This is a genomic window from Achromobacter denitrificans NBRC 15125 (assembly GCF_001571365.1).
Classification (GTDB): Bacteria; Pseudomonadota; Gammaproteobacteria; order Burkholderiales; family Burkholderiaceae_B; genus Achromobacter; species Achromobacter denitrificans.
This window is the reverse complement of record NZ_BCTQ01000013.1, coordinates 106,845-128,138: the sequence shown is the minus strand read 5'-3', so window position 1 is coordinate 128,138 and position 21,294 is coordinate 106,845. Positions and strand designations below refer to the sequence as shown.

The window sequence follows — 21,294 nt, the reverse complement described above, 5'->3', positions numbered from 1 at the left end:
TTCGCCTTTGGAGCGGCTTGGCTGGCTCATGCGCGCCTCCCGGCCAGCCGCGCCGCGGCGCCGGCCAAGCCTTCGGGAAAGAGCATGACCAGGGCCAGGATGGCCAGGCCCAGCACGGCGTGCCAATATTCGGTGCTGCGCGCGGCGGCGTCTTGCAGCCAGGTATAGGACGCCGCGCCCACGAGCGGGCCGGCCAGCGTCTGCAGGCCGCCCAACAGGACCATGACGAGGCCATCCACCGAGCGGCTCACGGCCAGCACGTCGGGCGCGATGCTGCCCTTGGAAAATGCGTAGAGCGAGCCCGCCAGGCCCGCGGCGAACGATGCCGCCACGAAGCCCGCCCACTGCACGCGCCGGGTGTCCATCCCCAGCGCTTCGGCGCGCAGCGACGAATCGCGCACGCCGCGCAGCGCGTAGCCCAGCGGCGAAAACGCCAGCCGGCGCAGCCACCAGATTCCCGCGGCGCAAAGCGCCAGCGTCACGTAATAGAACCAGGGGCCCCGCGTCAGCCAGGCCGAGGGCCACAGGCCGATCAGCCCGTTGCTGCCGCCCGTCACGTCGTCCCATTGGTAGACAAGCGCCCACAGGATCTGCGCGACGGCCAGGGTGAGCATCGCCAGGTACACGCCCGACAGGCGCACGCAGAACCAGCCGAACAGCAGGGCGCCGAATGCGGCGGCGAAGGGGCCGAGCAGCAGGGCCGCTTCCATGGGCACGGACGCCAGTTTCAACAGCAGCGCCGCGCCGTAGGCGCCCAGGCCGAACCAGGCCGCGTGTCCGAACGAGGTCATGCCCGCCAGCCCGGTCAGGAAGTGCAGGCTGGCGGCGAACAGCGCGGCGATGAGGATTTCCGTTAGCAGGATGCCCAGGTAGGGCCATTGGATCGCCGCGATCGGGGCGAGGGCCAGCAGGGCCAGCAGCAGGCCGTAGGCTTGCCGCAGCCGGCGGCCCGCGGGGGCGATGGGGCGCTCGGCCGGGGCGGTGGGCGCGACGGGCGCGGGCGGTTTGCCCAGCAGGCCCCAGGGCCGCACGACCAGCACCACGGCCATGACGGCGAACTCCGCCAGCAGGGTGAGTTTGGACAAGTTGAAGATCCACGGGCCGACCTGCACCTGGCCTAGGAACACGAACAGGGCCTTGGCCGAGCAGATGAGCAGGGCGGCCAGGAAGGCGCCAGGAATGGAGCCCAGGCCGCCCACCACGACGACCACGAAGGCGCTGGCGATGATCTCCAGGTCCAGCCCGAGCGTGGCGGGCACGCGCGGCGCGGCCAGCGCGCCGCCCAGGCCGGCCAGGAAGGCGCCCAGCGTGAAGGCGGAGGTGAACAGCCAGGCCTGGTTGACGCCCAGCGCGGCCAGCATCCTGCGGTTTTCCGCGGCCGCGCGCAGCAGCCGGCCCCAGCGGGTGCGCATCAGCAGCAGCCACAGCAGGCCCAGCACGACCGGGCCGGCGGCGATCAGCAGCAGGTCGTATTCGGGGTAGCGGCGGCCCAGGATCTCGACGGCGCCGGACAGGCCCGGAGCGCGGGCCGCGAACAGGTCTTCAGGGCCCCAGATCGCCAGCGCGGCGTCGCCGATGATGAGCACCAGCGCAAACGTGGCCAACAGCTGGAAGAGTTCGGGCGCCTGGTAGAGGCGCTTGAGCACCAGCCACTCGGCGGCGGCGCCGATGACGCCGGTGGCCAGCGCGGCCAGCAGCAGGCCCGCCCAATAGCCCGCGCCGTCGCCGAAATAGCCGGTGAAGGTCCAGGCGAGGTAGATGCCCAGCATGTAGAACGACCCGTGCGCGAAGTTCACCACGCGGGTCACGCCGAAGATCAGCGACAGGCCGGCCGCCACCAGGAACAGCGCGCTGGCGTCGGCCAGGCCGTTGAGCAGCTGCAGCAGCAGTCCGGAAGCGCTCATCAGTGCGCCGGACGCATCTTGCGGACCTGTTCGTCGGGCGGCTGCAGGCGCGCGCCGTCGAGGTAGACGAAGTCCTTCATGATGCCCTTGCCGTCTTCGATGGCGGTCACGCCCACGTAGACGCCCATGGTCGATTGGTGGTCGATCTTGCGGTACTGGATCTGGCCGTAGGGCGTTTCCACCTTCAGGCCGGCGAACGCATCGACGAGCTTTTCGGTATCCACCGCGCCGGCCGCCTTCAGGCCTTCGGCGATGGACATGAGCGAGGCGTAGCCGACGACCGAACCCACCTTCGGGGTTTCGTTGTAGCGCTTCCGGTAGGCTTCGACGAAGGCCGTGTTGGCCGGGGTGTCGATCGCATACCAGGGATAGCCGGTGACGATCCAGCCGGTGGGCGTGTCGGCGCCCAGGGGCTCCAGGTATTCCGGCTCGCCCGAGAGCACCGAGACCACCGCGCGGTTCTCGAACAGGCCGCGCGTGTTGCCCTCGCGCACGAAGCGGGTCAGGTCGGCCGCGAACAGCACGTTGAAGATTGCGTCGGGCTTGGCGTCGGCCAGCGCCTGCACGACTGCGCCGGCGTCCACCTTGCCCAGCGGCACGGCCTGCTCGGCCACGAACTCCACGTCGGACTGGAAGGCCGTCATCATGGCCTTGAACGTGGCCACGGCCGACTGCCCGTACTCATAGTTGGGGTAGACGATGGCCCAGCGCTTCTTGCGCAGGGTCAGGGCCTTGGGGGCCAGGGCCGCCACGTGCATCCAGGTGGAGGGACGCAGCCGGTACGTATAGCGGTTGCCGTCCTGCCAGGTGATCTTGTCCGTGAGCGGCTCGGCCGCCAGGAAGAACACCTGCTGCTGCTTGGCGAAATCCGTCAGCGCCAGGCCGGTATTGGACAGAAAACCGCCGAACAGCAGCTCGACCTTTTCGCGGGCCAGCAATTCCTGCGCGGCGCGCACCGAATCGCCCGGGTTGCCGTTGTCGTCGCGCGAAATGACTTCCAGCTTCCTGCCGAGCACGCCGCCTTCGGCGTTGACCTGCTCCAGCGCCAGTTGCCAGCCCTTCTTGTAGGGGCCGAGGAAGGCGGGGATGGCCTTGTAGCTGTTGATCTCGCCGATGCGGATCGGCGGCTCCTTGTCTTTGGCGTGGGCGGACGGCGTCAGCGCCAGGGCCAGGAGTGCCGGCGCCAGCGCGCGGCGCAGCAGAGTGAGGCAGGGACGGAGCATGGCAGGTATCGCGTCGAAAGGAATCGGGCCCCTCGGGGCGAGGGGCGGCGGCCCAATTGAAGCATGTGTTTTCGCCGTGCGGCAATAACGCCGGGCCGACAAGGCGGGAAATGCCCGCTTTCGGAAATGAAAAAGCCCTGCAATGCAGGGCTTTTTCGCGCTTCCAGGGAAACCGGCTGAATTACTTCAGCTTGGTTTCCTTGTAGTCGACGTGCTTGCGAGCGACGGGATCAAACTTCTTGATCAGCATCTTCTCGGGCATGTTGCGCTTGTTCTTGGTGGTCGTGTAGAAATGACCCGTGCCGGCGGTCGACTCGAGCTTGATCTTTTCGCGGATACCTTTGGCCATGTCGTGCTCCTAGTATGTAGATTGGCGGGATGGCCGATTAGGCGATTTCGCCGCGGGCACGCAGGTCGGCCAGGACGGCGTCGATGCCGTTCTTGTCGATCGTGCGGATGGCCTTGGCCGAAACACGCAGGCGGACCCAGCGGTTTTCGCTTTCAACCCAGAACCGGCGCGATTGCAGGTTGGGCAGGAAGCGACGCTTGGTCTTGTTGTTCGCGTGCGAAACATTGTTGCCCACCATCGGGCCTTTGCCGGTCACTTGGCATACGCGTGCCATGGATGCACCTCTTCGTGTCGTTCTTGCGCGCATCGCTTGGGGGGTAGACGGGGTTTCAGCCGCCGGGCTGTGAACACTGCGAGCTCGTCGCTGTGCTGCTTTGCCGGCCACCCAGTCTTAGTGGATGAGGCGCGCCAGCTTGGCCGGCTCGCCCTGTGCTTATACCCGCTGCCTGCCACCCGCGAAAATTCCTGGGATCGTGGATTGAAACCGCTGATCCAGGGAAATCTCCAGACGTTAGTCTGGACTACGCAGTTGGGGTCAGAGTGCTGAACTACAAAGCATAGTAGTCCCGCACGGGAAACTTCATGTGAAGACGTAGATTCTAATACGAAAAACGTAAATAAATCAAGCAGGCAGGCTAGCGGACGTGCGACTGCGCCACGCGGCCCGAAAACCAGGACAGGCAGGCGCAGACCGCCAACGTGGTGGTCAGGGGCAGGGCGCTGTCCGTCTGCCAGGCGCTGACCGCGAAGCCGGCGAGCGCGCCGCAGGACAATTGAAGCGTCCCCAATAGTGCCGATGCCGCGCCCAGCCGCTTGCCCTGTTCGGCCAGCGCCAGCGCCGCGGAATTGGGGTTCACGAAGCCCTGGCTGCCCATGTAGGCGATCAGGCACAGCATCAGCAGCGGCAGCGTCATCCAGCCGCCCAGCGTCAACGCCACCGCGGCCAGGCTGGCGCACGCCAGCGAGGTCAGCGCGCGGCGCTGCAGCTGCCGCGGCGTATAGGTGCGCAAGAGGCGGGCGCTGATCTGCGAGCAGACGATGAGCGACAGGGCGTTGGTGCCGAACAGCAGGCCGTAGTACTGGGGCGGCACGCCATAGAGTTCGATGAAGACGCGCGGCGAGCCGATGATGTAGGCGAACATGCCGGCCTGGCCGAAACCGCCGGCCAGGCTGTGCGCCATGAAGCCGCGGTGCGCGAAGAGGCCGCGGTAGTTCCGCAGAATGGTGTCCCAGCGCAGCGGCACCACGCGATCGGGCGCCAGCGACTCCTTCATGATCTTCAGCACGGCCGCCATCAGCATCGCGCCGCCCGCCAGCATGACCCAGAACAGGCTGCGCCAACTGGTGATGGCCAGCAACTGCGCGCCGATCAGCGGGGCGAGGATCGGGGCCAGGCCCATGATGAGCATCAGCAGCGACAGGGCGCGGGCGGCTTCGTGGGTTTCGTAGTGGTCGCGGATGACCGCGCGCGGAATCACGATGCCGGCGGCGCCGCCCATGGCCTGCACGACGCGCCAGCCGGTCAGGGCCTCCACCGATCCGGACAGGGCGCAGCCCAGCGACGCCACCATGAACAGCGCCAGGCCGACCAGCAGCGGCGGCTTGCGGCCGTAACGGTCGGCCATCGGGCCGTAGAACACCTGCGCCAGCGCCAGCCCGATCAGGTAGGCCGCCAGGGTGCGTTCGACGTCGCCGCGGGGCACGCCCAGGTTCGCCGCGATCGTGGGGAACGCGGGCAGGTACATGTCGATGGCGAACGGGCCGATGGCCGTCAGCGCGCCCATGAGGATTAGCCAGCCGGGCAGACCGCTGCGGAAGGAAGATGATGGGGGCATGTGGATCGCGTTGGAGCGCAGGACAGGGCCCGATGCGGTTTGTTGCATGTTTTGGGCCAAGTCAGCGACTGTATCACGCACAACCTTACATGCAAGTTTCAGCCATTTTCCGATAAAGTCGGTGGCGTCCGTACGCATCCAGGGGAGTAGCCGTGAATCCTTTGCTAGCCGTGGTGGAACGCAAGTTGCAGGCCTTGCCTGTGGCCGTCCAGTTGGTGCTGCCCGATGGCACCGTGCTCGGGCCGCCGGAGCCCCGCGTCCGTTTCGTGGCCCGCGACAAGGCCGCGCTGGCGCACCTGGCCGAAGGCGCCGTCGGCATCCTGGGCCAGGATTACGTGGAAGGCCGCATCGATATCGAAGGCAATATGCGCGACGTCATGGCGGCCGCCGCGTCGCTCATGCCGGGGTCGCCGGTGGACGCGGCCCGGGGCGGCTGGCTGACGGAACTGGTGCGCAAGGTCATATCGGTCTGGCGGCACTCGGTGGAGCGCGACGCGAAGCAGATCGAATTCCATTACGACCTGTCCGACGACTTCTACGCGCTCTGGCTCGACCCGCGCCGGGTCTATTCCTGCGCCTACTACCGCCGGCCCGACATGACGCTGGCCCAGGCCCAGGAGGCCAAGCTGGACCACATCTGCCGCAAGCTGCGCCTGCACGAAGGCGAGCGCTTCCTGGACGTGGGCGCGGGGTGGGGCGGCCTGCTGCTCTGGGCCGCCGAAAACTACGGCGTGGATGCCACCGGCATCACGCTGTCGCGCAACCAGCACGCGCACGTCGGCCGCCTGATCGAGGAAAAGGGCCTGGCGGGACGCGTCCGCATGGAACTGCTGGACTACCGGAAGCTCGACGGATCCCTTCCTTACGACAAGATCGCCTCGGTCGGCATGTTCGAGCACGTGGGCCGGGCGCAATTGGAGGGGTATTTCGCCAAGCTCCGCCGCCTGCTCAAGCCGGGCGGCCTGATCATGAACCACGGCATCACCGCGGCCGGCGTGTACAACGCCGAGCTCGGCAACGGCATGGGCGAGTTCATCGAAAAGTACATCTTTCCCGGCGGCGAGCTGACCCATATCAGCGTCGTCATGGAGGCCATGACCAACGGCGGGCTGGAAGAGGTGGACGTGGAGAACCTGCGGCCGCACTACGCGCGCACCCTGTGGGCCTGGAGCGACGCCCTGGAGGCGCGGCTGCCCGAGGCGGCGCGGATCCTCGGCGGCGAACAGGGGGAGCGCTCGCTGCGGGCGTACCGCCTCTATCTGGCCGGATGCGCCATGGCGTTCGAGCACGGCTGGATCGCGCTGCACCAGATACTGGCCCAGCCGCCGGCCACCGGACGGCCCGACGAACTCGACGAGCCGGCGGATCTCGCCTATCCGTGGCGGCGGGACTATATGTATGAGGGCCGCTGAGGGCCTGCGCGAGGGCTGTGCAAGGAGGCCGTCAAAGCGGCCGTGCAAGAGGCGGTCGGGAGAGGGGCTGGAATAGGGGCGCGCAGATCCCCTTGAGGGCCCGGAAAACGGGAAAAAGCGCTATTTCGGGGTGTTTTGAAACCGTCAGAATGTATTAATACGAATATATTATTAACTGAACGTAACTATATTTTCGACCTGAATTTCCTTAGGGGAAAACGGCGATTTACCCGTGGTCGATCGGGGTTATCCCGGACGGTTTTACGCCGAAATGTATCTGTTTTGTTCGGGGTTGGGGTTGGGTTGGGCGCCAATTTCGTTTAAGATGCTGGCTTCTTCGTTCAGTTTGTTCACTTTCTGTGGGTTTTCAAAAACCGCGTTTTTGAAACTCCTGTCTTGCAAGACCCCGCATCCTCGCGGACGGTCTTGTTGCTAGTGTCGGTTTGTATTGGCGGTTCTGCCCGTCTTCCGCACAACCCCCTTAGCTCCATGGCATCCACCGGGCCAGGCCCGGCGCGTGTCCCTGAACCTATGGAGGCAAAAGCCAATGCGTTTCACCCCCGTCAAGACCCTGGCCGCCGCGGCCGTGTTCTTTGCATTTGCCGGTTCGGCCCAGGCCGCCGACGCCGCCCAATGCGAGCTCAAGCGTCCAGTCAACTTCGGCGCCATGAACTGGGAATCCAACCTGGTCCTCGTCGACGTCGAACGTTTCATCATGGAAAAGGGCTACGGTTGCAAGACCGAAACCCTGCCTACCGAAACCCTGCCCGCCCTGGCCGCGCTTGAGCGCGGCGACCTGGACATCAACACCGAGATCTGGCTGAACAGCGTGGCCGATCCCTGGGACCGCGCCGAGAAGACCGGCAAGGTCAAGCGCATCGGCGACCTCTACATGGGCGCCGAGGGCTGGTACATCCCGCGCTATACCGCCGAGCGCCTGCCCGAGCTGAAGTCCGCGGCCGACCTGCCGAAGTTCAAGGATCAGTTCAAGGATCCGGAAGAGCCCGGCAAGGGCCGCTTCTACGGTTGCCCGGCGGGTTGGGGCTGCGAAGTGACCAGCAACAACCTCTTCCACGCCTTGAAGCTGGACGACTCCTACACGCTGTATTCGCCCGGCACCGGCGCCGCGCAGAAGGCCGCGCTGATGTCGGCCTACAAGCGCAAGCAGAACGTCGTTTTCTACTACTGGTCACCCACGCCGCTGGTCGGTTCGATGGACCTGGTCAAGCTGGACATGCCGCCCTATGACGCGGAAAAGCACAAGTGCCTGACGGCGCCCAAGTGCGCCAACCCCGAGCCCAGCGCCTATCCCGAAAACCCTGTCTTCACCGCCGTGAACACCAAGTTCTCGCAGGAGGCCCCCAAGCTCACCGAATTCCTGTCCAAGGTGTCGGTGCCGCTGCCGGTGATCAACGAAACCCTGGCCCACATGGAAGAAACCGGCGACGAGTCCGCCGCGGTGGCCAAGTGGTTCCTGAAGAACAAGCCCGACGTCTGGACCAAGTGGGTCCCCGCCGACGTCGCCGGGCGCGTCCAAAGCGCGCTGTAACCTGCCGTGCACCTGGCTGCGCGCCCTCGCGGCGCGTGCCGGCCCACCCTCGGGCCGGGCTGCTTTGCCGGGATGGCCGCCGGCCGGGCGCATCGCCGCCCGGTCCGGTGCGCGCCTGCTTCGCCGGCTTGGCGGGCCGCTTCCGCCCTGGAAGCCCCCTGGCTATCTCGCCGGGCGGTGAGCGCGTCAGAATGGAGTAGAACGAATGTTTCCTGAAATTATTCCCGCCCGGCAGGTCCGGGGGGCGATCGACGGTTTCGTCGATCATTTGGTCACCAACTACGCGGATACGCTGGAGACGCTGTCCCAGCCCGTCCTGCACGCGCTGGTGTGGCTGGAACAGCTGCTGCGCAGCTCGCCCTGGTGGGCGGTGGTCGCGGTCACCATCGCGATCGCCTGGGGCGTGAGCCGCCGCATCGGCCTGAGCCTGGCGATGGGCGCGCTGCTGTGCGTGATCGGCGTGCTGGGCCTCTGGGACGCCGGCATGCAGACCCTGGCGCTGATGATCATGGCCGCGGGCCTGTCCGTGCTGATCGGCATTCCGCTGGGCGTGCTGATGGCGCGGATCAACTGGCTGCGCTCCGGCATGCTGCCGGTGCTGGACGTGATGCAGACCATGCCCAGCTTCGTGTACCTGATTCCGGTCGTCATGTTGTTCGGCCTGGGCAAGATCCCCGCGATCATCGCCACGGTCATCTATGCCGTGCCGCCGCTGATCCGCCTGACCGACCTGGGCATCCGCCTGGTCGACCGCGAAGTGCTGGAAGCCTCGCGCGCCTTCGGCGCCAATCCGCGGCAGCAGCTCTTCGGCGTGCAACTGCCGCTGGCGCTGCCCAACATCATGGCCGGCATCAACCAGACCACGATGATGGCGCTGTCGATGGTGGTGATCGCATCGATGATCGGCGCGCGCGGCCTGGGCTATGAAGTGCTGCTCGGGATCAACCGCCTGGAAGTGGGCCGCGGCTTGTTGGCCGGGCTGGGTATCGTGGTGCTGGCCGTGCTGTTCGACCGGATCACGCAATCGTATGGACAGCGCATGCGCATGGGAGGCCAGCGATGAGCAAGATCGAAGTCAAGAACATCTACAAGATTTTCGGCCCGCATCCGAAGAAGTGGCTGGAAGCCGCCCAGGGCGGCATGAGCAAGGAACAGCTGCTGGCCGAAAGCGGCCACACGCTGGGCCTGCGCGATATCAGCCTGTCCATCGAAGAGGGCAGCATCTACGTCATCATGGGCCTGTCGGGTTCCGGCAAGTCCACGCTGATCCGCCACTTCAACCGCCTGATCGAACCCAGCGCCGGCCACATCCTGGTCGACGGCGTGGACGTGGTCAGCCTGAACAAGCGCGACCTGGAAATCTTCCGCCAGAAGAAGATGAGCATGGTGTTCCAGCGCTTCGGCCTGTTTCCGCACCGCACCGTGCTGGACAACGCCGCCTACGGCCTGACCGTGCAGGGCGTGGGCCGGGCCGAACGCGAGAAGCGCGCCCGCGACTGGCTGGAGCAGGTGGGCCTGTCGGGTTTCGAGAACCAGTATCCGCACCAGCTGTCCGGCGGCATGCAGCAGCGCGTGGGCCTGGCCCGGGCGCTGGCCACGGATGCCGAAATCCTGCTGATGGACGAAGCGTTCTCGGCGCTGGATCCGCTGATCCGCCGCGAAATGCAGGACCAGCTGCTGCAGTTGCAGGCCAAGCTGAACAAGACCATCGTGTTCATCACGCACGATCTGGACGAGGCGCTGCGCCTGGGCAACCGCATCGCGATCCTGAAGGACGGCGAGCTGGTGCAGGAAGGCACGCCGGAAGACATCCTGCTCAACCCGGCCAACGATTACGTGCAGTCGTTCCTGCAGGACGTGAACCGCACCAAGGTGCTCAACGCCACGCATGCCGTGAACCCGGCGCGCCTGACGCTGACCATGCGCTCGCGTCCCGCGCACGCCATGGACCGCATGCGCGCGCTGGACTACGAGTACGCGCCGGTGCTGGACGGCAAGCGCCTGGCCGGCGTGCTGACCGCCAAGGCGGCCGAGCAGGCCATCGCGGATGGCGTGCGGGACGTTTCCCGCTACGTCGAGGACCTGGCCTCCGTGCCGGCCACGGCGGGCCTGGGCGAAGTGCTGGCCCAACTGGTCCACAGCGACCAGCCCGTGGCCGTGACCGGCGAAGACGACGAGTTCATCGGCATGCTGTCGCGCAAGAAGGTCGTGGAGCTGGTCACGCCGGCCCTGGCCGACACGCCGGCGCCGGTGGACGAGACGCCTGCCGCGCAGGAATCCGAGCCGGAACTGGAGCACCACGACAAGGCGGCTTGACAGGGAAGACCCGTATCCGGACTGTGCCTGTGCATGGGCAAAGTCCGGATATGATGGTCGACCGGCCGCCACGGCCGGTTCGTCCTTATTCGGAACCTTGGAAGCCGTCATGCCCATTTTGAACGTCCAGATCATGCAAGGCCACTCGGCCGACCAGAAAACCGCGCTGCTGAAGGCGGCGTCCAGCGCCGTCGTCGAGAGCATCGCCGCGCCGCTGCCCAGCGTGCGCATCGTGCTGCAGGAAGTCCCCGCGGAGAACGTGATCGTGGCCGGCGAAATCGGCAAGCGCATGGCGCGCGTCGACGTGGCGCTGATCGAAGGCCGCGACGAAGCCAAGAAGGCGGCCCTGATCGCCGCGCTGAACCAGGCCGTCTGCGCCAGCATCGATATCTCGGGCGAAGACGTGCGCGTGCTGATCCGCGACGTGCCCAAGACCGACATGGGCGTGGCCAACGGCATCAGCGCCAAGGCCGCCGGCCGTTGAAGGGGCCCCCACGCCGCGCACGCTGCGCGTGCTTGCTGCCCCCCGAGGGGGCTGCCCCGCCTTGGGGCGGCCCGGCGGCGGGGCGGCTGTTCTTGCGAAGGACGGCGACCTAGCCCAGTCGGGCCGCGCACGCTTTGCGTGCTTGCTGTCTCGCGGGGAGCACGGGATCAGTCCAGCTTCACGTTGGCGGCCTTCACCACTTCGCCCCAGCGCGAGATCTCGCTTTTGATGTAGGCCGCGTATTCCTGCGGCGTGGAGCCCAGCGCCTGCGCGCCCTGCGCCTTGAGCTGCTTCTGCATTTCGGGCGATTGCAGCGCGCGGCGGATTTCGGCGTTCAGTTTGTCGATGACCGGCCCCGGCGTGCCGGCCGGCACCACGACGCCTTGCCAGGCACCCATCTCGAATCCGGGCACCGCCGCCTCCGCCACGGTCGGCACGTCGGGCAATTGATCGCTGCGCGCGCCGCTGGTCACCGCCAGCGCGCGCAGCTTGCCTTCCCGGATGAACCCGAGCGAATCGTTCAGCGTATTGGTCATCAGCTGGACCTGCCCGCCGACCAGGTCCGTCATGGCGGGGGCGCTGCCGCGGTATGGCACATGCACCGCATCGATCTGCAGCGAGCGCAGCAATAGCAGGGCGCCCAGGTGGGTCACGTTGCCGGCGCCCGCCGAACCATACGACAGCTTGCCCGGATTCTGGCGCGCGTATTGCACGAACGCCTGGGTGTCCTTCGCCGGCACCGACGGATGCACCAGCAGCACCAGCGGAATGACGGCCGTGGACGAGACGGGCGCGAAGTCCTTGACGGGATCGAACGCCAGCGACCGGTAGAGATTCGGGCTCAAAGCGATCGACGACGTGTTGTACAGCACGGTATAGCCGTCCGGCTTGGCGGCTGCCGCATACTGCATGCCGATGTTGCCGTTGGCGCCGCCCTTGTTTTCCACCACGACGGTCTGGCCCAGCTGGTCGGTGAGCTGCTTGGCCAGAACCCGCGCGACCAGGTCGGTCGGGCCGCCCGGCGGGAATGGCACCACCATTGTCACCGGGCGTTCGGGCCAGGCGGCCTGGGCGCTGACCGCGCCTCCCAACGCCAGGATGGCCAGGCTGCCGGCTACCAATACTTTCTTCATGGTTTGTCTCCTTGTGTTTTTGGATGACGCGAGCGCGTCCTGGCGGCAGCACCCTCTGGGCGGGGCGCTTTGCCGCTCGATCAGGCCTCGGGCCTGCCTGCCAGCATGCGCGTGGCCGTATAGGCCATGACCGGCTTGCCGTGCTGGTTCCGGACTTCGATGGCGGACGTGACCACCGCCCGGTTGTGCTGCGATGTGGGGCGCACGCCGGTGACTTCGATCTCCGCCCAGATGGTGTCGCCCGCGACCACGGGCGCGAGCATTTTCTTGTGGACTTCCAGCAGCGCCAGACCGGTGCCCTGCACCATGCCCTGCATGATCAGGCCCTCGATCAGGCCATAGGTCAGCGCGCCGGGGGCGGGGCGGCCCTGGATGGCGCCGTGCGCGTAGGTGGCGTCGATGAAGATCGTCTCCAGCATGCCCGTGACGCTGATGAAGTTCACGATGTCGGTCTCGGTGATCGTGCGGCGGAACGTGTGGAAACGCTGGCCCACGGCCAGGTCCTGCCAGTAATAGCCCTGGCCGAGTTGTGCGATGGCGGTGGCGTTGCGGTCTGCGGTCATGCCGGATCCTTGTGTGGGTCGATGGGAGGGGAAAGCGCGTCGCGGGCGGCGCCCGCTTCCAGAAGCGCGGAGATATGGGCCTCGTCCAGGCCCGCTTCGCGCAGCACGTCGCGCGTGTGTTCGCCCAGGCGCGGCGGCATCGTGGCCGGCACGTGGGAATGCTGCAGGCGCACAGGATTGCGGGGAAAGCGGTAACGGCTGCCCGACGCGCTCTCCAGCGCTACGAAGAAGTCGACGCTCCGCAGGTGCGGATCCGTTTCGAGGTCCTGGAGCCGGTTGACGGGCGCGGCCGGAATCTCCAGCCGTTCGCACAGGGCCAGCCAGTAGGCGGTGTCGTGTCGCGCGACGATGCCGGCCTGCAGTTCGTACAGGGTTTCGATGTGCCGCGTGCGCGCGGAAATGTCGGCGAAGCGCGCGTCTTCCGCCAGGTCGCGCCGATCCGCCGCGATGAAGAAGTCGCGCCAATGGGCGTCGGTGTAGGGCATCAGGCAGACATGGCCATCGGCCGTCCGGCAAGGCTTGCGCCACGCCGTGAGGACGCGCGGATAGCCGGCCTGGCCGGGTTCGTCGGACAGGTGCCGGCCGTAATAATGCTCGACCAGCGCATAGGAGGCCATGCTTTCGAACATGGGTACCTCCAACTGCTGCCCGGCGCCGGTGCGCTCGCGCTGGAACAGCGCCGCCAGGATGGCGTGCGCGGCGACCAGGCCGCAGGTCTTGTCGGCCGCCACCGTGGGCAGGTAGCGCGGCTCGCCGGTCTGGCGGTCGACCAGATCGGCGAAGCCCGACAGCCCCTGGATGATGTCGTCATACGCAGGCCGGCCGTCGTAGGCGCCGCCCGCGCCGAACCCATACAGGCCGGCATACACCAGGCGGTGGTTGCGCGCGCACAAGGTGTCCGGGTCCAGCCCGAGCGCGGCCATCTTGGCGGGCCGCATGCTGTGCATCAGGACGTCGGCCTGGTCCACCATCGTCAACAACGCCTCCCGCGCTGAGGCTTGCTTCAGGTCGAGCACGATGCTGCGCTTGTTGCGGTTCAGGCCCAGGAAGATGGCGGCCAGCCCCGGCTCCTGCGACGGGCCGGTGCGTCGCGTGGAGTCGCCCGACGGCGCTTCGATCTTGATGACGTCGGCGCCGTAGTCGGCCAGTATCTGCGACGCGTAGGGGCCGAACACCACGGAGGTCAGGTCCAGGATGCGCACGCCGCCCAGCGCGCCGGCTCGGGAATGGGAAGAAGGAGTCATGGCGGAAATGCTATCGGCCCTGCACATACACGTCTAATATGGCTTAGGTATTGGGCGATATGGAATTCATTATGGCTATCGATTTGCGGCAGCTTCGGCAGTTCGTGACCATCGCGGAACAGGGCAGCTACCGGCGCGCCGCCGACCTGCTGCATATTGCGCAGCCGGCGCTATCGGTGTCGATCCAGAAGCTGGAACATGCGGTGGGGGTGCCGCTGCTGGTGCGCGGCGCCAAGGGGGTGACGCCTACGCCCGCCGGGCAGGCGTTGATGGCCGACGCCCGCCGCGCGCTGTTTCATTCGGAACAGGCGCGTCAGGCCGCCCGCCGCGTGGCGCTGGGCGAATGGGGCCAGCTGCGGTTGGGATTCGTCGGGTCGGCCACCTATATGCTGCTGCCGCGCTGTCTGCCGGCGTTCCGCGCCGAGTATCCGGACGTGCAGCTGGACTTGCGCGAGGACAGCACGGTCGGCCTGGTGGCCATGCTGCGCGCCAACGACATCGACGCGGGGCTCGTGCGCGGGCCGCTGGCCGAAGACGCGGCGCTGGATTCCTGGGTGGTGGAGCGCGACGACCTGATCCTGGCGGTGCCGGCGGGACACCCGCTGGCCTCGGGCGGGCCGGTGCGCCTGGAGCGGGCGCGCGCCGAGAACTTCGTGCTGTATTCGCCCCTCAAGGTGCCGGGCCTGCACGGCGTGGCGCAGGCGCTATGCCGCAAGGCGGGCTTTTCCCCGCGCATCAGCCAGGAGGCGATCCAGGTGCAGACCCTGGTCAGCCTGGTGGCCAGCGGCATGGGACTGGCGCTGGTCCCCGGCGTGACGCGGGCCTACTCCACGCCCCACGTGGCTTTCGTGCCGCTGGCCGACGCCGATTCGCACGGCGCGCTGTCCCTGTCGCTGGTGACGCACCGGGATACCTCGTGCGCATCGGTGCTGCGGTTGCGCGACAGCATGTTGTCGCGCGCTACCGCCTGAACGGCGCTATTGCATCTTCAGGCCCAGCTCGGCCACGAATCTCTTTTCCTCCGCAACCTGCTTGATCGCGTATTCGGTGTAGGCCGTGCTGTCCATCAACATGTGCGGCTGGTCGGCATTTTCCAGCGCGCGGTTGTAGTCCGGGTCGCGGGCGGCGCGGTGAAACGCTTTTTGCAGCACGCTCACCACATTCGGATCCATGCCCTTGGGGCCGGCGATGCCGACCGGATTGGACGCAATGATGGGGTAGCCCAGCTCGACCAGCGTGGGCACGTCGGGAACGCGCTTGGCGCGGGCTTCGCCCATCACGGCGAGAAGGCGAGCCTTGCCGGTGTCGATCATCGGCCCCCAGCCGGCGTCCGAAACCATCTGGATGTGGCCGCCCAGCAGCGCGGTGGTTTCCTCCGCGGCGCCCTTATAGGGAATGAAGTTGAACTTCGTGTTCGTCAGCCGGGACAGGCGCTCGATGGCGATGCGCCCCGAGCCGCCCGCGCCCGTGCCGCCATAGCTGATTTTTTCGGGGTGGGCGCGCGCATGGGCGATCAACTCGTCCAGGGTTTTCCAGGGCGCGTCCTGGCGCACTACGATGCCGTAGGAATAGGCCGTCATGCAGGCGATATAGGTGAAATCCTGGAGCGGATCGTAATTGACCTGTTGCAGGAACGGATAGCGGAACAGAGTGCCCACCACGACCGAAGCCGTATAGCCGTCCGGCGCCGCCGTGTGCGCCATGGAGGCGGGGCCCAGCGTGCCGCCGGCGCCGGGGCGGTTGGCGATGACGACCGTCTGCCCCAGCTCGCGCGAGGCCGCGATCGCCAGCGCGCGCATCTGGGTGTCCGTGGCGCCGCCGGCCGGAAACGGCACGATGAGCGTGACGGGGCGGTTGGGAAAATCGGCGGCGCTGGCCGGCCGCGGCAGCGCCAGCGCCGCGGGCAGGGCCATTCCGAGCTTGAGCAGGCTGCGGCGCCGGGGCGAGGCGGGGATGCGGGGAGGGTGGGTCATTGGTGTCTCCGTCCTGGTTATGGTCACTGGCGATGTCAGGCAACGGCTGCATGTCCCTACAGCGCAATGCCGCGCCCGGTCAGGCTGGCGATGTCCGGCTCGGTATAGCCGGCCTCGCGCAGGATCTGATCGGTGTGTTCGCCCGGCAGCGGCGCCTGGCGATGAATGGCGAACCGGAATCCCGACATCTTCACTGGGCTGGCAATATGGGCGGTGCGCCCGTAGGCGCCGTGGTCCGCGTGCCGCGGCATGCCGCGCGCGGCGAACTGAGGGTGCGCCAGGCTTTCCGCCAGCTTCAGCACCGGCGACACGCAGCAGTCGGCGTCGTCCAGCAAGCCGAGCCAGTGCGCCAGGGGGCGGGCGCCGATCAGCGTTTGCAGTTCGCGTCGCACGCGCTCCTGTTGCGCGGGGTCGCCGTCGCGGTGCAGCGGCAGCAGGTCGGGCCGGTCCAGGCGGCGGCACAGCGTTTCCCAGAACTTCGGCTCCAGGGCGGCGATGGCCAGATAGCGGCCGTCCTGGGTGCGGTACTGGCCATAGCAGGCCAGCCCGCCTGACAGCGCGTCGGCGCCCGCCGGCCGCGTATCGCCGCGCGCATTGAGGGTGGCCAGCGGCACGACCGCGGCGGCCAGCAGGCCATCGGCGATGGAGATGTCGATATAGCGCCCGCGCCCGCTGCGCTGGGCGTCGTACAGCGCGGCCAGTATGCCCATCACCGCCGTCAGCGAGCCGCCCAGGATATCGGCCACCGGCAGATTGGACAGGGCGGGCTGGTCCGGCCCGCAGCCCATCTGCTCCGCGACGCCGGCGTACGCGGCGTAGTTCAGGTCGTGCCCGGCGGCGTCGCGCTGCGGGCCGTCCTGGCCGTAGCCGGTAATGCTGCAGTACACCAGTCCGGGATTGTGCTGCGACAGGGTTTGGTAATCCGCCTTCAGGCGGGCGGCAACGCCGGGACGGAAACTCTCCATCACCACGTCGGCGTCGCGCGCCAACGCAGCCAGCGCTGCCTGGCCTTCGGGATGCTTCAGATCCAACCGCAGCCCGCGCTTATTGCGGTTGCACACGGCGCGCAGGGATGGCGGGGCGTAGTCGCCGGCCAGCGTGTCTTCGATCTTGATCACGTCGGCGCCCAGGTCGGCCAGGTATTGGGCGCCCAGCGGGCCGGGCAGCAGCCGCGACAGGTCCAGGATCCTGACGCCAGCGAGAGGGGCGGTGTTCGGCGTATCCAAAGAGGGACTCCTGCAAATACGAAGAGGCATGCCTGTATAGGGCTCGGGCCAGTCTAGGCGCGGCTTCGCGACGAACCAATGGCGAAATCGCTGATTCCGCTTGGCGGGAATGCTCAAGCGAGCCATTCCTCCGCGGGGGCGCTTTGGCTACCATCGAACCCGGCGGTGTCCGTCCCGCCGCGGGAATTCCTCATGACCCATCACACCATCGCCGTGGGGCACATCGCCCAGATCCTGCAAGGCGCGCGCAGCCACGGCGTGGACGTCGACCGCGTCCTGGCGCGTGCCGACGTGCCGCCTTCCCTGCTGCAGGCGCCGATGGCGCGCGTGTCGCAGGCGCAGTTCGCGCAGATCCTGCGGCGGCTGCGGCGCGCCACCGGCGACGACTTCATGGGGATGGGGCAGCATCCCGTGCCGTTGGGGACGTTCGACCACGCCTGCCGGCTGGCCTTGCAGGCAGACACGATAGGGCAGGCGCTGCGCGCGGCGTTTCGCTTCTACCACGGCGTGCTGCGGGATTTCACCGCGCATCTGCGCGTCGATGGCGATCGCGCGCGCGTCGTGCTGGATTCCCGCGGCGCCAGGAGTTGCGCGCGATGGTATGGCGAGCGCACCTTTCTGTTCTTCACGCTGGGCGTGGCCAATTGGCTGGCCGCCCGGCGCATTCCCATCCTGGGCGTGGACTACAGCAGCGGGGCCCGCAGCGCCGACGCGCAAAAGCTGTTCCACGCGCCGGTGCGCTACGGGCAGCCGGCAACGGGCCTCTGGCTGGAATCGCGCTGGCTCGATCTGCCGGTCGTGCAGGATGCGCAGACGCTGAAGCTGTTCCTGGCGAATGCACCGTTCGATCTGCTGGTGAAGTACCAGGACAGGACCACCCTGACCAACCGCATCCGGCGCTTGCTGCGCAACGATCTTTCCGCCGAATTGCCCTCTTTGGCGCAGGTCAGCGCGCAATTGGCCATGACGCCGCAGACGCTCCGGCGCCATCTGCGCGAAGAGGGGCAGGGCTTCCAGGCCCTGAAGGACGATCTGCGGCGCGACGCCGCGATCGAATACCTGGGCCGGCACGATCTGTCCTTGATGGAGATCGCGGAGCGCCTGGGTTTTTCCGAACCCAGCACGTTCCACCGGGCGTTCAAGAAATGGACCGGCGTATCGCCGGGTGAATACCGCCGCAACCGCCTGGTGGGCGGGCCCACGGGCCTTCCGCAAGCCGCTGACACTTTCCGCCAATCGGTTTGACCGCTGCCGCCATTGTCGCGGCCGGCGCGCCGGGGGAACCTACGGACATGACGACGGCGCGCCGGGTGCGCAGCGCCGGACATGACAGCGGGCCATGGAGCCCGCGGGCCGCAGGAGACCGAATGTATCTGACGCAAGGTTTGCACCGCGCAGGCAGGCTGCACCCCGCCAAGGTCGCGTTGCGTGAAGGCGAACGGTCCTGGACCTACGCGGCGCTGGCGGACTGGGCCGCGCGCAAGGCAGGCGTCCTGCGCGCACGTGGCGTGCAGCCTGGCGAGCGCGTTGCGCTGCTGGGGGCCAATGGCGCCGGCTATGTGTCGTGGCTGCTCGCCTGCTGGTGGCTGGGCGCGGTGGTCCAGCCGCTGAACGCGCGTTGGAGCCCCGGGGAGCTGGCGCATGGGCTAGCGGACGGCCGTCCGCGCCTGTTGCTCGTGGACCAGGCGATGGCGCCGCGCATGGCCGGCGTCGCGGCGCCGGCGGATACCGCGGTCGTTTCCGCCGAAGAACTGGAAGCGCAGGCGCTCGAAGCGGCGGCGCTGGAAGATGTCCGGGCGGGCGGCGACACGCTCGCCGCCATTCTCTATACCGGTGGCACGACGGGATTTCCCAAGGGCGCGATGCTGACGCACGCGAACCTGTGGAGCGCCGCCGTGGCCAGGTTGGCCACCGTGCCCACGCCCGCGGACAGTTGCACGTTGCTGGTTGCGCCGCTGTTTCACGTCGCGGGGCTGGGCCGCCTGATCGGCCAGTTCGTGGCCGGGGCGTCCGTGGTGGTGCAGCCGGGCTTCGACGTCAAGGCGGTGCTGCAATCCCTGCAGGACGATGGCGTGTGCGAGGTGCTGCTGGTGCCCAGCATGCTCCAGATGCTGCTGGACCTCCCGGAATTCAAGCGGTATCGGCTGGACGGCGTGCGGCGGGTGATCTGGGGCGCCTCGCCCATCGCACCGGCCTTGCTGGAGCGGGCGCTCGCGGCCTTTCCCCAAGCCGAATTCGTGCACGCCTATGGCATGACGGAAACCGCAGCGACCGCGGCCATCAACGCCCAGGTGCGCCAGGGCGGCGCGCGGGCCGGATCGGTGGGGAGGCCAGTCGTGGGCGTGGAGGCGCGGATCCTCGCGCCCGATGGCCGGGAGGTGGAGACGGGCGTTATCGGCGAACTCGCGATCCGAGGGCCCATGGTGATGCGCGGCTATTGGAACCAGCCCGAAGAAACCCGGCGGGCGTTCGCGCGGGGCTGGCTGCTGACCGGCGATGCGGCGCGGCAGGACGAGGACGGATATCTCTACGTGGTAGACCGCTTGAAGGACATGATCGTCAGCGGAGGCGAAAACGTCTACGGCGCCGAAGTGGAAGACGTGCTGGCGCAGCACGCGCAGGTGGCGCATTGCGCGGTCATCGGCGTGGCGCACGAGCGTTGGGGCGAGGCGGTGCATGCGGTAATCGTGCCGCGCCCCGGCGCGGCCGTGGACGCCGACTCCCTGAATGCGCACTGCCGCCAGCGGCTCGCCGCCTACAAATGTCCCAAGACGTACGAGTTTCGCCGCGAGCTGCCGATGTCGGCCGCGGGCAAGGTATTGAAGTCCGTATTGCGGCAAGTCCATGAATCCCAACGCGCGGCCAGCGCCGCGCCGACTCCTCAGGAGAATCAGGCATGAATCGAAAAGTATGGGTGGCCGGGGTAGGCATGATCCCGTTCAGCAAGCCGGGCGCCAGCGATCCCTATTCCGTCATGGGCGCGCGCGCCGTGCGCGAGGCGCTCAAGGATGCGGGGCTGCCCTTCGATACCGTCCAGCAGGCTTACGCCGGTTACGTCTATGGCGACTCCACCTCGGGCCAGGCGGTTCTCTACGGCGTGGGGCTGACGGGTATCCCTGTCTTCAACGTGAACAACAACTGCGCGAGCGGATCGTCGGCGCTATTCCTGGCGCGACAAGCCGTGGAAAGCGGCGCCGTCGAATGCGCGCTGGCGGTGGGGTTCGAGCAAATGGTGCCCGGCGCGCTCAAAGGCGTCTATGAAGACCGTCCTTCGCCGCTGGCGGATTTCGTATCGGCCATGACAGGCATCCAGGGCTACGACACGGACAAGCCGCGCGCAGCCCAGTTCTTCGGCGGGGCGGGCCGCGAATACATGAAGGCGCACGGGATCCGGCCCGATACCTTCGCGCGCATTTCGGTCAAGGCGCGCCAGCATGCCGCGCGCAATCCCTACGCGGTATTCCGCCAAACGGTCACGCTTGACGAGGTGCTGGCCTCGCCCATGATTTTCGATCCCCTGACCCGCCTGCAATGCTGCCCCCCCACGTGCGGCGCGGCGGCCGCCATCCTGTGCTCGGACGACTTCGCCCGCGGCCATGGGCTGTCTCCCGCGGTGAGCATCGCCGCGCAGGCCATGACCACGGACGCGCCCTCGACCTTCGACGACGGCGACATGCGCAAGCTGGTGGGCTACGACATGACTCGCTCGGCGGCGGACAAGGTCTACGAGGCCGCGGGAGTCGGGCCCGACGACGTGGACGTGGCGGAGCTGCACGATTGCTTCACCGTCAACGAGCTGATCACCTACGAAGGCCTGCGGCTGACGCCCGAAGGCAGCGCCGAGAAGTTCATCCTGGAGGGCGAAAACACCTACGGCGGCAGGGTCGTGACCAATCCGTCCGGCGGCCTGCTGTCCAAAGGACATCCGCTGGGGGCCACCGGACTGGCGCAGTGCGCCGAGCTGGTATGGCAATTGCGCGGCCAGGCGGAACAGCGCCAGGTGGAGGGCGCAAGGCTGGCGCTGCAGCACAACCTGGGCCTGGGCGGCGCCTGCGTGGTGACGCTGTACCAGGCCGCCTGAGG

The 21,294-nt window shown here is 67.6% G+C and carries 19 protein-coding genes; 9 read left to right on the top strand and 10 right to left on the bottom strand.

Annotated elements, in window-relative coordinates:
- Positions 1-26 precede the first annotated feature (26 nt).
- The 5 genes from ADE01S_RS13295 to ADE01S_RS13275 form a co-directional block, all read right to left on the bottom strand.
- On the bottom strand, positions 27-1,904 hold the full coding sequence (locus ADE01S_RS13295; protein ID WP_062682165.1) for an ABC transporter permease: 1,878 nt from the start codon (positions 1,902-1,904) through the stop codon (positions 27-29).
- Positions 1,904-3,127: an ABC transporter substrate-binding protein gene (locus ADE01S_RS13290; RefSeq protein WP_062682164.1), complete on the bottom strand. Its 1,224-nt coding sequence runs from the start codon at positions 3,125-3,127 to the stop codon at positions 1,904-1,906. Before ADE01S_RS13290 ends, ADE01S_RS13295 begins: the two co-directional genes overlap by 1 nt.
- A 181-nt stretch (positions 3,128-3,308) precedes the next feature.
- Positions 3,309-3,476 (bottom strand): 50S ribosomal protein L33, encoded by a 168-nt coding sequence (gene rpmG / locus ADE01S_RS13285; protein ID WP_003810296.1) that lies wholly within the window; start codon positions 3,474-3,476, stop codon positions 3,309-3,311.
- Between the two features lie 37 nt (positions 3,477-3,513).
- A complete protein-coding gene (rpmB, locus tag ADE01S_RS13280; protein ID WP_062682163.1) occupies positions 3,514-3,750 on the bottom strand; it encodes a 50S ribosomal protein L28 in 237 nt (78 codons plus the stop codon).
- A 361-nt stretch (positions 3,751-4,111) separates the two neighbouring features.
- On the bottom strand, positions 4,112-5,260 hold the full coding sequence (locus tag ADE01S_RS13275) for a Bcr/CflA family multidrug efflux MFS transporter (protein WP_062682162.1): 1,149 nt from the start codon (positions 5,258-5,260) through the stop codon (positions 4,112-4,114).
- A gap of 203 nt (positions 5,261-5,463) precedes the next feature.
- Between ADE01S_RS13275 and ADE01S_RS13270 the strand changes: the two genes are divergently transcribed.
- From ADE01S_RS13270 to ADE01S_RS13250, 5 genes are all read left to right on the top strand, one after another.
- Entirely contained in the window at positions 5,464-6,723 is a 1,260-nt protein-coding gene (locus ADE01S_RS13270; protein ID WP_087881404.1) for a class I SAM-dependent methyltransferase, read from the top strand.
- Between the two features lie 547 nt (positions 6,724-7,270).
- Complete coding sequence (locus ADE01S_RS13265) at positions 7,271-8,272, top strand: ABC transporter substrate-binding protein (RefSeq protein WP_062682160.1); 1,002 nt, start codon at positions 7,271-7,273, stop codon at positions 8,270-8,272.
- A gap of 205 nt (positions 8,273-8,477) precedes the next feature.
- A complete protein-coding gene (locus tag ADE01S_RS13260; RefSeq protein ID WP_062682159.1) occupies positions 8,478-9,335 on the top strand; it encodes an ABC transporter permease in 858 nt (285 codons plus the stop codon).
- The gene (locus tag ADE01S_RS13255; protein WP_062682158.1) at positions 9,332-10,588 is read left to right on the top strand and encodes a quaternary amine ABC transporter ATP-binding protein; all 1,257 of its coding nucleotides are present in this window, start codon (positions 9,332-9,334) and stop codon (positions 10,586-10,588) included. Before ADE01S_RS13260 ends, ADE01S_RS13255 begins: the two co-directional genes overlap by 4 nt.
- Before the next feature lie 109 nt (positions 10,589-10,697).
- Positions 10,698-11,072 carry a tautomerase family protein gene (locus ADE01S_RS13250; protein WP_062682197.1) on the top strand — a complete coding sequence of 125 codons (375 nt, stop codon included), beginning with the start codon at positions 10,698-10,700 and terminating at the stop codon, positions 11,070-11,072.
- Positions 11,073-11,239: 167 nt separating this feature from the next.
- Here ADE01S_RS13250 and ADE01S_RS13245 read toward each other — a convergent pair whose 3' ends face one another.
- From ADE01S_RS13245 to ADE01S_RS13235, 3 genes are all read right to left on the bottom strand, one after another.
- Positions 11,240-12,205 carry a Bug family tripartite tricarboxylate transporter substrate binding protein gene (locus ADE01S_RS13245; protein ID WP_062682157.1) on the bottom strand — a complete coding sequence of 322 codons (966 nt, stop codon included), beginning with the start codon at positions 12,203-12,205 and terminating at the stop codon, positions 11,240-11,242.
- Between the two features lie 80 nt (positions 12,206-12,285).
- A complete protein-coding gene (locus tag ADE01S_RS13240; protein ID WP_062682156.1) occupies positions 12,286-12,768 on the bottom strand; it encodes a MaoC family dehydratase in 483 nt (160 codons plus the stop codon).
- Entirely contained in the window at positions 12,765-14,012 is a 1,248-nt protein-coding gene (locus tag ADE01S_RS13235) for a CaiB/BaiF CoA transferase family protein (protein ID WP_075873333.1), read from the bottom strand. Before ADE01S_RS13235 ends, ADE01S_RS13240 begins: the two co-directional genes overlap by 4 nt.
- A 71-nt stretch (positions 14,013-14,083) precedes the next feature.
- Between ADE01S_RS13235 and ADE01S_RS13230 the strand changes: the two genes are divergently transcribed.
- Positions 14,084-14,983, top strand: a complete 900-nt coding sequence (locus ADE01S_RS13230; protein ID WP_242663422.1) for a LysR family transcriptional regulator — start codon at positions 14,084-14,086, stop codon at positions 14,981-14,983.
- Positions 14,984-14,989: 6 nt separating this feature from the next.
- Here the strand turns inward: ADE01S_RS13230 and ADE01S_RS13225 are convergent, their stop codons facing one another.
- Both ADE01S_RS13225 and ADE01S_RS13220 read right to left on the bottom strand, forming a co-directional pair.
- Positions 14,990-15,985, bottom strand: a complete 996-nt coding sequence (locus tag ADE01S_RS13225; RefSeq protein WP_062682154.1) for a Bug family tripartite tricarboxylate transporter substrate binding protein — start codon at positions 15,983-15,985, stop codon at positions 14,990-14,992.
- Between the two features lie 56 nt (positions 15,986-16,041).
- Positions 16,042-17,211 carry a CaiB/BaiF CoA transferase family protein gene (locus tag ADE01S_RS13220; protein ID WP_207554421.1) on the bottom strand — a complete coding sequence of 390 codons (1,170 nt, stop codon included), beginning with the start codon at positions 17,209-17,211 and terminating at the stop codon, positions 16,042-16,044.
- Between the two features lie 192 nt (positions 17,212-17,403).
- On the opposite strand from ADE01S_RS13220, the gene ADE01S_RS13215 reads away from it, so the two are divergent.
- From ADE01S_RS13215 to ADE01S_RS13205, 3 genes are all read left to right on the top strand, one after another.
- Entirely contained in the window at positions 17,404-18,456 is a 1,053-nt protein-coding gene (locus ADE01S_RS13215; protein WP_062682153.1) for an AraC family transcriptional regulator, read from the top strand.
- 122 nt (positions 18,457-18,578) lie between these two features.
- Positions 18,579-20,111, top strand: coding sequence for an acyl-CoA synthetase (locus ADE01S_RS13210; RefSeq protein WP_062682152.1), 1,533 nt, complete (start codon positions 18,579-18,581; stop codon positions 20,109-20,111).
- Positions 20,108-21,292, top strand: coding sequence for a lipid-transfer protein (locus ADE01S_RS13205; RefSeq protein ID WP_062682151.1), 1,185 nt, complete (start codon positions 20,108-20,110; stop codon positions 21,290-21,292). The genes ADE01S_RS13210 and ADE01S_RS13205 overlap by 4 nt, the downstream gene beginning before the upstream one ends.
- Positions 21,293-21,294: the final 2 nt, after the last annotated feature.

What these genes read in the sequence shown, in the direction of transcription:
- ADE01S_RS13295 (WP_062682165.1), bottom strand. Translation starts at nt 1,904, where the DNA reads ATGAGCGCTTCCGGACTGCTGCTGCAGCTGCTCAACGGCCTGGCCGAC.
- ADE01S_RS13290 (WP_062682164.1), bottom strand. Translation starts at nt 3,127, where the DNA reads ATGCTCCGTCCCTGCCTCACTCTGCTGCGCCGCGCGCTGGCGCCGGCA.
- rpmG (WP_003810296.1), bottom strand. Translation starts at nt 3,476, where the DNA reads ATGGCCAAAGGTATCCGCGAAAAGATCAAGCTCGAGTCGACCGCCGGC.
- rpmB (WP_062682163.1), bottom strand. Translation starts at nt 3,750, where the DNA reads ATGGCACGCGTATGCCAAGTGACCGGCAAAGGCCCGATGGTGGGCAAC.
- ADE01S_RS13275 (WP_062682162.1), bottom strand. Translation starts at nt 5,260, where the DNA reads ATGGGCGCGCTGACGGCCATCGGCCCGTTCGCCATCGACATGTACCTG.
- ADE01S_RS13265 (WP_062682160.1), top strand. Translation starts at nt 7,271, where the DNA reads ATGCGTTTCACCCCCGTCAAGACCCTGGCCGCCGCGGCCGTGTTCTTT.
- ADE01S_RS13260 (WP_062682159.1), top strand. Translation starts at nt 8,478, where the DNA reads ATGTTTCCTGAAATTATTCCCGCCCGGCAGGTCCGGGGGGCGATCGAC.
- ADE01S_RS13255 (WP_062682158.1), top strand. Translation starts at nt 9,332, where the DNA reads ATGAGCAAGATCGAAGTCAAGAACATCTACAAGATTTTCGGCCCGCAT.
- ADE01S_RS13250 (WP_062682197.1), top strand. Translation starts at nt 10,698, where the DNA reads ATGCCCATTTTGAACGTCCAGATCATGCAAGGCCACTCGGCCGACCAG.
- ADE01S_RS13245 (WP_062682157.1), bottom strand. Translation starts at nt 12,205, where the DNA reads ATGAAGAAAGTATTGGTAGCCGGCAGCCTGGCCATCCTGGCGTTGGGA.
- ADE01S_RS13240 (WP_062682156.1), bottom strand. Translation starts at nt 12,768, where the DNA reads ATGACCGCAGACCGCAACGCCACCGCCATCGCACAACTCGGCCAGGGC.
- ADE01S_RS13235 (WP_075873333.1), bottom strand. Translation starts at nt 14,012, where the DNA reads ATGACTCCTTCTTCCCATTCCCGAGCCGGCGCGCTGGGCGGCGTGCGC.
- ADE01S_RS13230 (WP_242663422.1), top strand. Translation starts at nt 14,084, where the DNA reads ATGGCTATCGATTTGCGGCAGCTTCGGCAGTTCGTGACCATCGCGGAA.
- ADE01S_RS13225 (WP_062682154.1), bottom strand. Translation starts at nt 15,985, where the DNA reads ATGACCCACCCTCCCCGCATCCCCGCCTCGCCCCGGCGCCGCAGCCTG.
- ADE01S_RS13215 (WP_062682153.1), top strand. Translation starts at nt 17,404, where the DNA reads ATGACCCATCACACCATCGCCGTGGGGCACATCGCCCAGATCCTGCAA.
- ADE01S_RS13210 (WP_062682152.1), top strand. Translation starts at nt 18,579, where the DNA reads ATGTATCTGACGCAAGGTTTGCACCGCGCAGGCAGGCTGCACCCCGCC.
- ADE01S_RS13205 (WP_062682151.1), top strand. Translation starts at nt 20,108, where the DNA reads ATGAATCGAAAAGTATGGGTGGCCGGGGTAGGCATGATCCCGTTCAGC.